Source organism: Helicobacter macacae MIT 99-5501, assembly GCF_000507845.1.
Classification (GTDB): Bacteria; Campylobacterota; Campylobacteria; order Campylobacterales; family Helicobacteraceae; genus Helicobacter_B; species Helicobacter_B macacae.
Map to the genome: position 1 here is coordinate 1 of NZ_KI669454.1, position 13,766 is coordinate 13,766.

13 protein-coding genes are annotated in these 13,766 nt (G+C 41.4%); 4 read left to right on the forward strand and 9 right to left on the reverse strand.

Annotated elements, in window-relative coordinates; translation table 11 throughout:
• Positions 1 to 504 precede the first annotated feature (504 nt).
• The 3 genes from HMPREF2086_RS00005 to prfB all read left to right on the forward strand — a co-directional run bounded on the left by HMPREF2086_RS00005 (position 505) and on the right by prfB (position 4,712).
• On the forward strand, positions 505 to 2,454 hold the full coding sequence (locus tag HMPREF2086_RS00005; RefSeq protein WP_148374442.1) for a toxin-antitoxin system YwqK family antitoxin: 1,950 nt from the start codon (positions 505 to 507) through the stop codon (positions 2,452 to 2,454).
• A 322-nt stretch (positions 2,455 to 2,776) separates the two neighbouring features.
• Positions 2,777 to 3,508 (forward strand): DUF305 domain-containing protein, encoded by a 732-nt coding sequence (locus HMPREF2086_RS00010; RefSeq protein ID WP_023926672.1) that lies wholly within the window; start codon positions 2,777 to 2,779, stop codon positions 3,506 to 3,508.
• Positions 3,509 to 3,623: 115 nt separating this feature from the next.
• Entirely contained in the window at positions 3,624 to 4,712 is a 1,089-nt protein-coding gene (prfB, locus tag HMPREF2086_RS00015; RefSeq protein ID WP_023926673.1) for a peptide chain release factor 2, read from the forward strand.
• A gap of 154 nt (positions 4,713 to 4,866) precedes the next feature.
• Here the strand turns inward: prfB and HMPREF2086_RS11980 are convergent, their stop codons facing one another.
• The 9 genes from HMPREF2086_RS11980 to HMPREF2086_RS00050 form a co-directional block, all read right to left on the reverse strand.
• Positions 4,867 to 5,517, reverse strand: a complete 651-nt coding sequence (locus HMPREF2086_RS11980; protein ID WP_023926674.1) for a hypothetical protein — start codon at positions 5,515 to 5,517, stop codon at positions 4,867 to 4,869.
• Positions 5,439 to 6,380 carry a hypothetical protein gene (locus HMPREF2086_RS11985; RefSeq protein ID WP_232219079.1) on the reverse strand — a complete coding sequence of 314 codons (942 nt, stop codon included), beginning with the start codon at positions 6,378 to 6,380 and terminating at the stop codon, positions 5,439 to 5,441. Before HMPREF2086_RS11985 ends, HMPREF2086_RS11980 begins: the two co-directional genes overlap by 79 nt.
• Entirely contained in the window at positions 6,289 to 7,482 is a 1,194-nt protein-coding gene (locus HMPREF2086_RS11990; RefSeq protein ID WP_023926676.1) for a hypothetical protein, read from the reverse strand. Before HMPREF2086_RS11990 ends, HMPREF2086_RS11985 begins: the two co-directional genes overlap by 92 nt.
• A gap of 20 nt (positions 7,483 to 7,502) precedes the next feature.
• Positions 7,503 to 7,712 (reverse strand): hypothetical protein, encoded by a 210-nt coding sequence (locus HMPREF2086_RS00025; protein WP_023926677.1) that lies wholly within the window; start codon positions 7,710 to 7,712, stop codon positions 7,503 to 7,505.
• 69 nt (positions 7,713 to 7,781) lie between these two features.
• The gene (locus HMPREF2086_RS00030) at positions 7,782 to 9,005 is read right to left on the reverse strand and encodes an HD domain-containing protein (RefSeq protein WP_023926678.1); all 1,224 of its coding nucleotides are present in this window, start codon (positions 9,003 to 9,005) and stop codon (positions 7,782 to 7,784) included.
• Positions 9,006 to 9,090: 85 nt separating this feature from the next.
• Positions 9,091 to 9,903, reverse strand: a complete 813-nt coding sequence (locus tag HMPREF2086_RS00035) for a hypothetical protein (protein ID WP_023926679.1) — start codon at positions 9,901 to 9,903, stop codon at positions 9,091 to 9,093.
• Positions 9,900 to 10,676: an MlaD family protein gene (locus HMPREF2086_RS00040; RefSeq protein ID WP_023926680.1), complete on the reverse strand. Its 777-nt coding sequence runs from the start codon at positions 10,674 to 10,676 to the stop codon at positions 9,900 to 9,902. Before HMPREF2086_RS00040 ends, HMPREF2086_RS00035 begins: the two co-directional genes overlap by 4 nt.
• Positions 10,661 to 11,509, reverse strand: a complete 849-nt coding sequence (locus HMPREF2086_RS00045) for an ABC transporter ATP-binding protein (RefSeq protein WP_023926681.1) — start codon at positions 11,507 to 11,509, stop codon at positions 10,661 to 10,663. The genes HMPREF2086_RS00040 and HMPREF2086_RS00045 overlap by 16 nt, the downstream gene beginning before the upstream one ends.
• Entirely contained in the window at positions 11,506 to 12,699 is a 1,194-nt protein-coding gene (locus tag HMPREF2086_RS00050) for an MlaE family ABC transporter permease (protein WP_023926682.1), read from the reverse strand. Before HMPREF2086_RS00050 ends, HMPREF2086_RS00045 begins: the two co-directional genes overlap by 4 nt.
• 115 nt (positions 12,700 to 12,814) lie before the next feature.
• On the opposite strand from HMPREF2086_RS00050, the gene HMPREF2086_RS10465 reads away from it, so the two are divergent.
• A complete protein-coding gene (locus HMPREF2086_RS10465; RefSeq protein ID WP_023926683.1) occupies positions 12,815 to 13,657 on the forward strand; it encodes a hypothetical protein in 843 nt (280 codons plus the stop codon).
• Positions 13,658 to 13,766 lie beyond the last annotated feature (109 nt).

Consider the following 13,766-nt stretch of genomic DNA (forward strand, 5'->3'; position numbering starts at 1 on the left):
AGATAAAATATCAAATGTCATAAAGTAAGTGTGAAAAAGTGTGAAAGATTTGTGGGGGGAGGTTGGAAAAATTTCGGTGGAAATGTAAATTTTTTATGTCTCTACAAAGTTTATGACTTAATCTTTAACTTGGATTATTTATATTAGTTATTTAGAAAACATAAAAATATTCACGCTAAGTTTGGCTATGAAAACAAAAATAATCTCAACACAAAAAGTGCAAAATCTCATATAAATAATGTCATAAATTCTACCCACTTAATCCTATTGCAAATGCTACTACACCTTTGCAACAAAATTTTTGCAATAAATTTACGAAGATTTTTGGCTAGAAGTTTGTAGGCGTTGATGGCTTTATTTGTGGCTATGTGGATTTTGGTGCAAAATCTGCTATAATACCCGCAACATTCACACAAATGCGCAAATCAAATGTGTAGCGCAAAATAAATCGGGGCAAAGTCGGGGGAATCAAAATCACGGAAAATTTGCAAAAAATGGGGAAAAATGATGATTTTTGGCAATATGATAAAAATGACTAAAACTTGGGTAAATTTGGCAAAAATGTGGATTACAAAGCCTAAAGTAGTTTTTGGTGTAGGGGTTTTTGGCACGACTGATTTTATAAAAAATATTGATTTTACAAAAAAATTAGATTCTAAGATAGATTCCACGCAATCAATACAATCAAAAAAACCAAGCACAAAGCCTCACATACACTTATCTATGCTATCTTGCACTATTTTCTTGCTTGCTTTTTGGGGCTGTGCCAAGTATGAGGTGGATTCTACTCAAACTTCTCCAAGCGATTCACAAAGCAAAGACACGCAAACCACACTTGTAGCCAAAGCAACCCACAGCCAAAGCAAAAAAACCTCACAAAATCCCGCTTCATCTGCAAAAACCTCGCCTAGTAAAGAGCCTAGTAAAGACTTCACAAAAGTAGAATCTACAAAAAAGACAAAATCCCCCCCCCAAGAATCCAAAAAGTCCCCCCAAGAGCCCCAAAAGCTAGATTCTAGCAAAAATGTGCAAAAAAATTCCAAAGAGCAAATGTCTACTCAAGCAAAAAACCAAGAATCTAGCCAAGCACCCAAAGCCACCACCCAATCAAGCACAAATCCGCCAAAATCGATTCCAAGCCCCAAAACTCCCTCTACGCTTCCTCCACCACTGCCATTGCAGCTATCCTACAATGAGCTAGCAAAATCCTCTCCTAGAAGCGATGGCAATGCTATTTTGCACCTAAAAAAAGAAAATGAAAAAAGGCATCAGCTTATCCATATTTATGATGAAAATGGTGCGATTTTGGCTAGCCTAAGCTTCAAAAATAGGCAACTTGATGGCATAAGTAGGATTTATAAAAATGGCGAGGTTGTCAAAGAAGTGCCTTATAGGGAGGGGGTTTTGGAAGGAGAAGTGGTTAGTATTTTGCGTAGCACGCGCACAACACAGACTTATAAAAATTCTAAAAAAGAGGGGGCAAGTACCACTTACAGAAATGGCTCGATTATCGCTAAAAAGCACTATAAAAACGACATTTTAAATGGCGAGAATCTATTTTTTGATGCGCAAAATATCGCTATTAAGACAACCTATGTGAATGGCAGAAAAAACGGCAGCTCTAGTGGATATGCGCGTGATAATCTCGTGTTTTTACAAAACTATGTAAATGATTTTCTAAGCGGGGAGGCAAAGACTTATGGGCAAAATGCGATTTTGAAAATTTCTAGATTTTACAAAGACGGCGTGCTAGATGGCGAAGAAATCGTTTATGATTATCCTAGCCAAAAGCCCCTGCACAAGTCTTTGCACAAAAATGGCGTGCTTAGCTCTCCTTATCAAAACTACGACAAAGAGCAAGTGTATGAGTCCATAAAGCCACTAGATTTTGCAAACGCGCTTAGCAAAGACGCACCTCAAGGAGCTAGGGAAACTTGGCGGTATCCTAGCGGGCAAATCGCATTTGTCAAAAACGCAAACAAAATCAGCACCTACCACCCAAATGGCACTCTTGCAAGTGAGTTTGAGATAAGCGCAAGTGGTGCAAGTGGTAGCACTTATAATCAAAATGGCGTGCTAGAATCAAAAGTAGCTTATAGCAGGGATTCTCATATCCAATGGCTATACAACGCCGATGGCAAGACACTAAGAACGAAAAACGAAAAACAACGAGGGAAAAATATCCTACAAACCTACAAAAACGGCTCTTTGCACAAAGAGATTATCACTATTGAGGGAGAGGATTTGACGATTTATCGGGTATTTTTTGGCGGAGGTGGTTCGCCTAAAATCCAATCCGAGCTATACGAAAAAGACAAAAAAGTCGTAGGCGGCAAGCGATATGAACCAAATGGTAAGGTAGCATTTAGTTATACTTTTAGGAGTGAGGACATACTTTTTGATGAGATTTTTATCTATGGTGCACAAGAGAGGCGAGCCAAAATCCTGCGTTAGATGAGAGACTACTGTAGGTTAGCTAAAATATTTGATTTAGCGTGATTAGTGGCGTTTTTGGACAAAATTCTAAAAACTGCTTTTTGTCCTTGACTTTTGGCTAATTTGCAGGGTGCTGCCAAGACAACACTGACAACACTTTGCAAGACACTACCTCGTAAGATGGGCGCAAAGATAAATGCAAGACAAATTAGGCAACCTTATTTTATTTGTTTTTTATTTTAGATTATAATGTGCCGTTTTGTTTTTTCTTATGTATTTGGCTAATGTTTTGCAAGCAAATCAAGTAAAATCAAAACAAAATCAACAAAAAGGACTTCAAATGAATCTTTCTAAACTCACATTTTGCGCTTTTTGCGCACTCATTATGAGCTTTTTTCCTCTCTTACAAGCGCACGATTCGCAAGCGCACGAACACTCTCACGCCACACAAGAATCCGCACAAGCTAGCGCGGATTCTAGCCCAAGCACTCCATCACAAAAAATCATATCGGCTATGCACAGCCCAATGCACGCGAATAAACACTCACAAACAAAAAGCGTAGAGATTGACTTCCTTAGCGATATGATACCTCATCATCAAGGTGCGATTGATTCTGCTAAGCTACTTTTGGAGAGTGCCAAAACCCCTGAAGTTATCGCTTTGGCTGAAAACATCATCAAAGCCCAAGAAGCTGAAATAGCGCAATTTAAGGAGCTAATCGACAAAAAAGGCGTAAAAACTACCAAGATTTCATCAAAGGACTACAAGGCGTTTGGCGAGAAAAATGCTAAAGCTATGGAATCTATGATGGAAGCTATGAAAATCCAAGAAAGCAGCAATGCCGAGCGGGATTTCCTCTCATCTATGATAGGACACCACAAAGGTGCGATTGAGACTTCAAAAATCGCACTTGAATACTCAAAAGACGAAGTGTTACGCAAAATCGCTCAAAAAATTATCGCAGACCAAGAAGCTGAAATCACAACTATGGGCAACCTCATAGAAGCCATAGACACCGCTGCAAAAGCTCAAGCAGAGCAATCAAGCAAAAACACAAAAAAGAAAAAGTAGTTTTAGATTTTGGGGGCTTTTGTAGCAACCGCTAGCAATCGCCCCAAAATCTGCCAAAACTTTGGAATGAAGTAAGCGCGAAATAGCGATTTTAGGCACAAAAAGGTAAAACCACTTGGATTCTTACCAATACAGCGAACTGCTAAAAACTCTTACAAGCAAATACGCCACCATTGGCGAAATCATCAAGCCCGATGACTTGCACGCACAGCTTGCCACACTCCAAGCTATTGAGAGCTCCCCAAACTTCTGGGAAGACGCCAAAAAGGCTAGCGAGGTGGGCAAGCAAAAAGCAAAAATCACCAAAACCCTGCAATCCTACACCGCGCTAGGCAAAAACCTTAGCGATAGCGCAGAGCTCTTTGAAATCGCTAGCACACAGGGCGATAGCGACACGCTAGAGTTGCTTTTTGCCGAGTCTGGTGCGCTAGAGTCCTCCCTGCTCCAAGCCGAGCTAGAGATTTTGCTAAACTCCCCAAATGACGCGCTTAATGCGATTATCACTATTCAGCCGGGAGCTGGCGGGACGGAGAGCCAAGATTGGGCGAGTATGCTCTATCGTATGTATCTGCGCTGGGCGGAGCGCAGGGGGTATAAAGTCGAGATTCTGGATTATCAAGACGGCGAGGAAGCGGGCATAAAAGGCGCGGCGTTTTTACTAAAGGGTGAAAATGCCTTTGGCTACGCAAAGGCAGAATCAGGCGTGCATAGGCTGGTGAGAATCTCACCTTTTGATTCCAATGCTAAGCGACACACGAGCTTTGCAAGCGTGCAAGTAAGCCCCGAAATCGATGATGACATAGTAATCGAGCTAGAGGAAAAGGACTACCGCATAGACACCTACCGCGCGAGTGGTGCGGGCGGACAGCATATCAACAAGACAGATTCTGCGATTCGTATCACGCACTTTCCAAGCGGGATAGTCGTGCAGTGCCAAAACGACAGAAGTCAGCACAAAAACAAAGCCACCGCGCTAAAAATGCTAAAATCCAAACTCTATGAAATCGAGCAAGCAAAGCAACGCGAAAGCGCGAGTGCTGGGGAAAAAAGCGAAATCGGCTGGGGACATCAAATCCGCTCCTATGTCCTCGCTCCCTATCAGCAGGTCAAAGACTTGCGCTCAAACTACGCTACGAGCGATACAAACGGCGTGCTAGATGGCGACATAGACGCGCTTATACAATCCGTGCTTGTGATGAAGTGATGAAGTGAGGGGGGTGAGATTTTAGAGTATTTGGATTTTGGTGTTTTTGGCTTTTTTTGATTTGTGTGGCTTTACTCAAGCAAAAATTCATATTCATAAATCTTGGGGGTGATTTTGTCAGCTAGATTTTGCAGAGCGATTCGTAGCTGGGCTATTAAGTCGTTATAGTGTGTGTGTCCTCGCTCCGTGCGTTCATCTTGCCTTTTTTGCCGTTGATAGTTTCGCCTCGCCCTTGAAAATACTCTTTTATATCATACAAACTTGCGTCATTTAGGTATTTATCACTACTTTTGGCTTGCGCGTGGTAGTATTGCCAAAGTGTTAGTCCTGCGCTAAATACTTCTTGTGCCTCTTTACTAAATTCTAGTGGCTTTGTGGGGATAAAGTTTTGCGTATTTGCTTGGATTTCTTTTTTATCAAAGGGTAGAGTTTCGTCATTGCGAGATTTTGCTGGAGCAAAATCGTGGCAATCTATATTGTTTTTATGGATTGCCACGCTTGCTTTGCTCGCTTGCAATGAGGAGGCGGGGGAGTCTTTGCCTAACTTGCCGTTGATAAATCGCACCATAAAGTCGCTTTTGAATGCCTCTTTTGCACCTGCTTGGGATTCGCTAAAGGGGATAAAGTGGTTTATATACTCGCTATACCCACCCCCTTTATCCCCCTCCGCAGAGGATGGGGAAATACTTGTGCTTATGCGATTTTGTCCGTGAAATAGCGTAAATGCTAGGCAATCGCTGTGAAACTCGCTATCATCGTGCCATTTTTTGTTTGGATATAAAAATTGGTCTCTATCATTATCCACGATGCTTTAATCGCGTGGCGCACTGCTAGATAAATGCAAGAAACGATTAGATTCTTTTTTGTGATTATATTAGTGTGGTTAAAATTATTGTCGCTTGTTATTCTAATGTAGTTTTTATTTTGGAAATCGTTGCCCCTTGTATTCATAACGCCAATTTCACTGCCTGAATTATCATAAAATGAACTATACCAAGCGTTTATTAACTTAGTTTGTTTGAAATTGACATAAAAATTCTTTTTAGCAATTCGTTTATTGTTTTCATTAAACACATTTACTTTGCATTTTTTAATATCCCTTTTATCGCCCAAATTCCACACTAAAAAGCCGATAGGAAAATCGCCTCTTACATTATCAAAAGTCCAAGCAGGGATAATGAATCCCTTTAAAAACTTTGCTAAAAAAGTTTGGCAGAATTTTATAAAATTTGCTGAATTTATATATTTCAATGTAGAAAAACTACCCAAAATAGAACTTGGAATCTCTTTATAGATTCGCATAAAAAACTGCGCAAAAAGTTCGTTATTTGCTTTACCTAAAGGCTCTTTATATTTTTCACAAACCATATTTTCTCGTGCAACCAAAGCCTTATTTGCGCCCGTGTTTGTTACTTGCCTAGCACTTGCTGCTTCCGCATACGGCGGATTGATAAAAATCACTAATCTTTGTGGCTCGTTTTTGATGATATTTTGCAAAGATTCGGGTAGCTTTGACTTTGTCAAAATCTTGCCACTTTTTTCATCGACTTTGTCAAAAAAACAATCATTTAAAAAATCAAATTGAAAGATATGGCTTTCTAGCAAATTTAGCCCATTTTTCGGCGGTGGAATCGCGCAAATCAGCATTAGAAACACCACGCGAATCATTTTTATTTAGCTCTTTCATTATCAGCACATCACTTAAGTCAATCGTGGAGGCATAGATATTTCGCGCATTTTTTAGCCCCACTAGCAGGTTGCCCGTGCCTGCGGCACAGTCCCAAATGTAGTATTCCTCTTGCCAATTCTCGCCCAAAGACTCGGCTAGATATTCTTGCGCTTTTTGCACCCACATTTTTGGAGTGAAAAACGCCCCTTTGCGCTCCCTAATGTCATCTGGCACGAGCAAATCACGGCGAGAAATGATAAAATCCCAAAATTCCTCTTTTGGCGGTCGCTCATAGATTTGCCAAAACGCATCATAAGCCTTGCGCTCATCTCTAAATTCTGCCCTCTGTGAGGTAAAAAGCCCTAGCTCATTTTTGCCCCGCAAAAGCTCATAATGCCTATCTTGCAAGATGACAAAAAGTTTGTCAATAAGGGTTTTGTGGCTTTGGCTAAGCAAGTCAGCAAGGTAAAAATCCCCGTCCAAAATGCCCTGCCTTTTGGCACTTTCCCAATCAAGCGCGATACTTGGCATAACGGCGGCGCGCCATTTTTTGTAAATGTTTATAAAGTTGTTTTTGGTAATTTGGATTTTATCAATATTTGCGTGTGCGTGCGTGAAATTTGCTTTGATAAAGTCTTTTAGCTCGGCATTGTCATCTTTGAAGTGAAAAAGTAGTTTTTGGCTGGCTAGAATATCGCCGATGAGGGAATGTAGCTGGTTAAACTCTTTTGAATCGTGATTGCTTGGCGTAACACCCCAATTAAAATCATTTTGGCTAAAAATGTGGGCTACCTTGCCAAACTCCAAAAAGGCGATTTTTTCACAATCAAACGCACCTAAAAAGAGCGGTGGGATTTCACACTCTTGCAAGCGTGCCTTGCCGATAGTGAGGATAAGCTGGATAAAAGATTTGATAATGTCGGATTTGTTGCCCTTTTTTGCTTCTGCCCACAAAAAATAAATCTTTTCTTTTGTGCTTTGCTTTTTGGGAGCGATGACAAAGTCGATATTTTTAAATCGCTGTGTGGTGTCAAATTTGGCGAAAAAGTCTTGTGCGACTTTGTTTTTAACCTCTTCTTCATCTATGTCTAGTGGATACATTTATTTCCTTGTCAAATATTTCATTTATCTTTTAGTCTCTCAAATACTGCGTAGTTTTGGGGGGTTTTCAAGTCCTCTAGCATTTCCTTGCGCAATGCCTCAAAACTAGAATCTATATCTTTATCGCTTTTTTGACTATCTTGCTGGATAATTCTAGCATTGGCGTTTTTTGCCACTTCTATAAACGCGCTTAAAAACTCTTCTTTGACATTTTCCACAATTAAAGTCATCTCGCACTCCTTATTAGACTTTTAAATTTTAAAAGTCTAGCATATTTGTCGCATTTTCATAAGCAAAATCTACTCAAACTCCCTAAATACCGCGCCTATGTCAAGTCCGTTTATGACTTCATCGCCCCTTTTATCAAGTATGCCTTGTGCGCCCTCGATTAAGTCCTTGCTAGAGATTCCGTGTGCGATAGAGATTTTTGCCTCTAGATACGCGCTTAGGTGGTCGCACACTTTTAGGAATTCCCCACAGATAGGCTCATACTCATCGCTATTAAACTGCGCGAAAAGCTCCTCATAAGATTTGGCATAGTGAGGGAAGCACTCGATTTTGTAGCGGTTGGCAAACTCATTTTGCGTGAAATACACAATGTCTTCTTTTATGTTGTCTGGGACTTTTGAGAGGATTTTCTCCTCGACTGCTTCGCTCTCTATTTGCTTGATAAACTCATCTAGCCCTAGCACATTGTGCTTGATAGGCGAGATAATATCGCGGGTAAGGACTTCGGGCAAATCGTGGAATAGCCCACAAAGGAAATGGTTTATGCGCATCTGCTTGCACGCGCCCAAATCAAGGCTTAGCAAATACGCGCTTATGGCGACAACGAGTGTGTGTCCTAGCACGGAGGTTTCGGGGATTCTAGGGGTCTGACTCCACCGCTTCTGGAATCGTAGCTGCCCTAGCATAGTGATAAGCTCGCGCACATCTTCATATAGCGCGATTTGCTGCATTCCTGCGAGATGATAGTGGTCTTCTACCTGCTTGTCGATGATTTTTTTTATGTTTTGCACATCATACATTTTGGTGTTGAAATGATAGATAATGTCAAACTCCCACTTAGAAGCGTAGTAGTGCGCGGCTTTTAGTATCTCGCACTCTAGGCTAGGGCTGTGTGAGGCGAGGTGCTCGCTAGAAGTGAGATACTCGCCCATTTGCGAGAAAAACTCATACTCGCCCAAGTCGCCTTGCAAATTTGCAAGGGTGAATTTCACTAGCTCTTTGTTGTGCCTAGTGGTTAGCTTGTGGAAAACGGGGGGCTTTATGTCTGTGAGGATTACGCGCTCAAAAAACTCATAGCAAAACTGCAAGATAAGCCGCTCCCAATCGATACTCGCGCCATTTATATGCTCCTCATAGCGTGCAAGCAAATAAGCGATAACCATTTTGTGTGCTTGCTTGTCAAGCTCGACAAACTCCACAGGGCAGGCTTGGTCATTCCACCGCCTTATGGACGCGGCGGTAAAGATTTTGCGCAGGAGAGAGGGCTTTAGTCGCGGGGATTTTGTGGGTTTCATTGTTTTGCTCACTATCTAGCTTTGCGCTAAAATCTTATGCTTTTTCACAAATATATTTATCGTGCGGGGATTGCGTGATATGTGCTTAGTCTTTTTTGAGTGCTTCATTTACGCGCTCTATGCTTTCATCTAGTGCTTTATCAAGTGCGTTTTTTATCGCCAAAATCTGCTCATCGCTACTTTTTGTAGAATTTTGGGCTACTTCTACTTTGGTGTGGATATTGGAATTTAGCTCGCCTTTTTTGCGCTCTTTGGATTTTGTCTGCGTGCTTGAGGGGGCGTTTGAAGCCGTGCTTGCTTGGGCTTGAGATAGTCGCAGGCTCATATTGACACTTGCGGAGAGATTTTCTTTGTCTTGTTCTTTTTCTTGATTTTGGGCTATCCCAAAGCTAAACACCCTCACTTGCAAAAGCGGAATTTTGCTATCGATATTGGTGCTACTTAGGGCAATACATTGGGATTGTGCTTTTGCCTCAAGCGAAGTTTTGATAAGGTTTGATGGCAAGTCTAGCCATTGGGCATCTTTGAGTGGCTCTATGCGTCCGTTTTTGCCCTCGATAAAAATATTTGTCGTGTTAAATTCGCTAGCGACTTCGACTTCTAAGCGCATAGGCAAAAACGATGGGCAATCTTTGGGTGCTACCACACTTGGCAGTGAATAATACCCCACACTTGGGGTTTGGGTTTTGATTTTTATATCAAAGCAACCTTGCAGGTTTGGCCCCGCAAAAATCGCGCAAAGTGGGACAAAAACGCGCTTAAGCACTTTTGTGAGGTTTCTTAAAAGTGCTTTTGCTTCTTTTGTAAGCACGCTTGCAAAATCTAGCAAAAAAGATTTTGTGGTATTTGTGTAGTGCGCATCAATGCTTACTCTATTTGTATTGTTTGCGTTGCTCATTTGGTTGTTCTCCCATTTGTGTTTTTCTTTTGCTCGCCAAATAGTGTGGAGTATGGATTTGCGTTGAATTTATCAATCAAGTTGCTTGCTTTTTGAATCGTAGAATCTAGATTTTGCAATGTCTTTTGGCTTTGGCGAAGCGTGGGGCTTAAAATGTCTTTTATGTCGTATTGCCCGTTTTGGACGCGCTCATTTAGATTTTTGCTTAGCTCGGCGATTTGCGCGCTAGCTTTGTTTAGCGAAAAAAGCGTGCGGTTAATGTTATAAATGTTTTCCTCATTTAGCAGAGAATCCACGCTTTTTAGCATACTTGCCACCTCCTTTAGCGTCTCATCTGCCTTATCACTTAGCTTGCCAAAAAACCCTTGCTCAAGCTCAAGTCTTGGCTCATCATTTGGGGTGATGATTTCCCCTGCTGGATTTTGCTTTAGGGCGAGGTAGTTTAGCCCTGCTAGCCCTTGAGAGTCGATAACTAGGCTTGAGCCTTTGGCTATGGGGATAGATTTTTCTATGAGTAGATTTAGTCGCACCACACCTACCTTGCTAGAATCAAAAGCGATAGATTCTACTATGCCGATAGAGATGCCTTTGTATTTTATCGGTGTCTTGGCACTTATGCCTGAAATGTCATAAGTGGTTTGGATAAAGTATTTTCCAAATCTCTCATCGCTACTCATTCCTAGCCGTCCAAACCACATTATAAACGCTATTAGTGCCACAATCACGGCGAAAAATATGCCACCGATAAGCAAGTAATTTATGCGTCTTTCCATAGTCGCTCTCCTCTGTTGCTGAAAAATAGATTATCGCTTGAAAGGGTGCTTATGCTTTCTTTTAGCTCGTGCAAAGTTCCCAAAAACTCTATTTTACCATTTTTTAGCATTAAAAATCGATTTGCTGTATCACGCACAGAATCCAAATCGTGCGAAACCATAACAATCGTCATTTGCAATTCATCTTGGAGCTTGCAGATAAGCTCATCTAGCTTTTGTGCGCTTGCAGGGTCTAGCCCGCTTGTAGGCTCATCTAGGAACAAAATCTGCGGGTTTAGTGCTAGGGCGCGAGCTAGTCCCACGCGCTTTTTCATTCCCCCGCTTAGCTCATAGGGGTAGAGGTGATAGGCGTTTGGCTCTAAGCCGACTTTGGCGATTAGGGATTTTGCGATTTCTTTTATGGTGGATTTGGGGTAGTCGCTGTATTCTTCAAGGAGGATTCCTACATTTTCTATCACTGTTAGTGAGCTATATAGCGCACCAAACTGAAACAGCACACCGCAGTGGTTTAGAAAATGCGTGGGGTTTTTTAGCTTCCAAATGTCTTTGTCAAAGATTTTTATCTCGCCGCTTTGTGGTGGCTGAAGCAAAACCATAGTTTTTAGCAAGGTGGATTTTCCGCTTCCGCTTCCGCCCAAAATCCCAAAAATCTCGTTTTGGTAAATGCTAAAGCTGATATTGTCGTGGATTAGGCGATTTCCATAGGAAGTGTAGAGGTTTTTTACCTCAATTATTGGCTTGCCTTTGGGTGCATTTGTAGATTTAGTAAAGTCTCTTGGGGTAGATTCTAGGGTAGATTTTTTTGCAAAATCTTGTGTGGTTTTTTTGCTCATATCTCAAGCCTTGCGGTGATAAATGAAAAAATAGCATCAATAGTGATACACCAAAACAGCGCGTTTACCACGCTAATAGTCGTAGCCTGTCCTAGCTCTTGAGTGTTTTCTCGTATGCAAAATCCCCTAAAGCACCCCACTAGCGCGATAGCCGCGCCAAAAAATGGTGCTTTTATCACTCCTATCCAAAAATGCACCCAATCCACCGTCTCATAAAATCGCTCAACCCACGCATTAAACCCAATCCCCACTTGTGCAAACACGGCTAGCATACCGCCAAGTAGGGACATCGCATCGGCTAAAAAGACTAAAAAGGGCATAATAATCACCAATGCCAAAAATCGCGGAATCACTAGAAAAACCACAGGATTAAAGCCCATAGTTTTCATCGCATCAATTTCCTCTGTAAGCCTCATAACGCCGATTTCTGCAGTGAAACTAGAAGCACTGCGCCCCGCGATAACAAGCGCAAGGATAAAAGGCCCCATCTCACGCAAAGATAGCTTTGCCACAGTCTCTACACTCATAAGCGGTGCACCTAAGTTTTCTAGCTGGACAGCTCCTTGCAGTCCGATAGCAAAGCCTGCGATAAATGCTGTAAGCAAGCTCACAGGAAGTGCTTTGAACCCTGACTCGTTTATGTGATAAAAAAGTGGAGCGATACGAATCTCACGCGTAAAAATAGAGCGACCAAGAAAGTAAAAAGTCATACCCACGAAATTTACAAAATCAACAAAACTCTGTGTAAACTCGCAAATATAACGACCTAAATTGCTAAATGCTTTGCGCCAAAATCGCTTCGCTCCGCGCACATACACGCGAAACATACTAGCAAAAGTGCGTGGCTTTTTTATGCGCATATTTTCGCAGGTTTGGAGGATTTGGCGTATATGGTTTGGGGCGATGATTTTGGGGGGTTTGGGTGGATTTGGCGTATGTGAGGTGGAGTCTAAAGGGTTTTGGGTGCTAAAATCTGCTGTGCAGGCATAAATTTGCTGCAAAAAATATGTCCCAAAAACAAAATCGATTTGGCAGCTCTCATCAAATTCAATAGATTCTATGTGTGTTTGCAGGGCTTTTTTTAGGGATTTTAGAGTTTGCTTAGATGTGCGAAAATCCCAAACCCCCTCCAAAATAATGCTTTTTTGATTTTGTGATTGATTGCTTAGGAAGTGCATTTTTGGTGTCATTTATAAACCTTATTTGGTTAGAATTTTGCTTTTGCATAGAATCTCATAGAATCTTTGTGATAACGAATCTTTATAGGGCTTAAAGCAAATATTATACACTTTTAAAGGGTAGAACTTGACAAATCAAAACAAAATACCTTGTATAAATGCCACAAAAAATGATAGCAAAAATGCGGTAAGTATCACGGGTAGATTGGCTTTTATTTTGGCTTTGCTTTTTTTTGTCTTTTTTGTCCCTCCTCTAAGTGCCAAAAAACCTCCCAAAAAATCCACACAGACTACCCAAACTACACAAGATAGCCAAACTCCAAAAATTACCCAAGAATCCGCAGAAAATGATGCGAAATCCGCCACACAAGATGCAGAATCTAGCGAGCAAAAAAGTAGCGAAAAAAAGGCAGATGAGAAGTCTATACAATCCCAGCCTTGCAACGAGCTTTGCGAGTATATCAGGCAAAAAACCTCCACCACCAAGCACAAAAACGGCTACTTCATCGGTGTAAATGGTGGTGCAAATGTCCTATATATGTATAACAAACTTGTTTGGCTTCCTACCTTTGGGCTATCATTTGGGGTAAATAGCTTTTTTACTCCCTATATCGGCGTGCGCGGATATGTGAGTGCTGATGTGGGGTTTGGGGATTATGAAGGGGTGCTAGGTATGCTCTCACTTGGAATCGAAGCCCTAGCAGAGTTTAGCCTAAATAAACGCAAAAGTGTGTTTTTGGGAGGGTTTTTGGGGTTTGGTGTCGATGGATATGTGTATTATGATAAGCGGGATTTTTCTAGCTTTAGCACTATGCAAAAAAATGGCGGATTTTATATGCAGGGAGGGATTTCTTTTGCGTTTTTGCGACACAATCGCCTAAATATCGCTACTAGATTTATCCCTGCTAGAAGTGTGCAAAATTTTAGCTCCGCAGTGCTTGCCTATGGGCAGTATAGCTATACTTTTTAGTTTTGTGCTCTTTGTGTTTGCGTGAGGTTGTAGCGTTGTGGCTTTTTGTGGTGTTTTTTTTATTTTCGATAATCTAGCATAGGTTCTAGCAAGCCCAAACCTACTAAAC

What these genes read in the sequence shown, in the direction of transcription:
- HMPREF2086_RS00025 (WP_023926677.1), bottom strand. Translation starts at nt 7,712, where the DNA reads ATGACTTTAATTGTGGAAAATGTCAAAGAAGAGTTTTTAAGCGCGTTT.
- HMPREF2086_RS11990 (WP_023926676.1), bottom strand. Translation starts at nt 7,482, where the DNA reads ATGTATCCACTAGACATAGATGAAGAAGAGGTTAAAAACAAAGTCGCA.
- HMPREF2086_RS00050 (WP_023926682.1), bottom strand. Translation starts at nt 12,699, where the DNA reads ATGACACCAAAAATGCACTTCCTAAGCAATCAATCACAAAATCAAAAA.
- HMPREF2086_RS11985 (WP_232219079.1), bottom strand. Translation starts at nt 6,380, where the DNA reads ATGATTCGCGTGGTGTTTCTAATGCTGATTTGCGCGATTCCACCGCCG.
- HMPREF2086_RS00010 (WP_023926672.1), top strand. Translation starts at nt 2,777, where the DNA reads ATGAATCTTTCTAAACTCACATTTTGCGCTTTTTGCGCACTCATTATG.
- HMPREF2086_RS00030 (WP_023926678.1), bottom strand. Translation starts at nt 9,005, where the DNA reads ATGAAACCCACAAAATCCCCGCGACTAAAGCCCTCTCTCCTGCGCAAA.
- HMPREF2086_RS00005 (WP_148374442.1), top strand. Translation starts at nt 505, where the DNA reads ATGATGATTTTTGGCAATATGATAAAAATGACTAAAACTTGGGTAAAT.
- HMPREF2086_RS00045 (WP_023926681.1), bottom strand. Translation starts at nt 11,509, where the DNA reads ATGAGCAAAAAAACCACACAAGATTTTGCAAAAAAATCTACCCTAGAA.
- HMPREF2086_RS00035 (WP_023926679.1), bottom strand. Translation starts at nt 9,903, where the DNA reads ATGAGCAACGCAAACAATACAAATAGAGTAAGCATTGATGCGCACTAC.
- HMPREF2086_RS00040 (WP_023926680.1), bottom strand. Translation starts at nt 10,676, where the DNA reads ATGGAAAGACGCATAAATTACTTGCTTATCGGTGGCATATTTTTCGCC.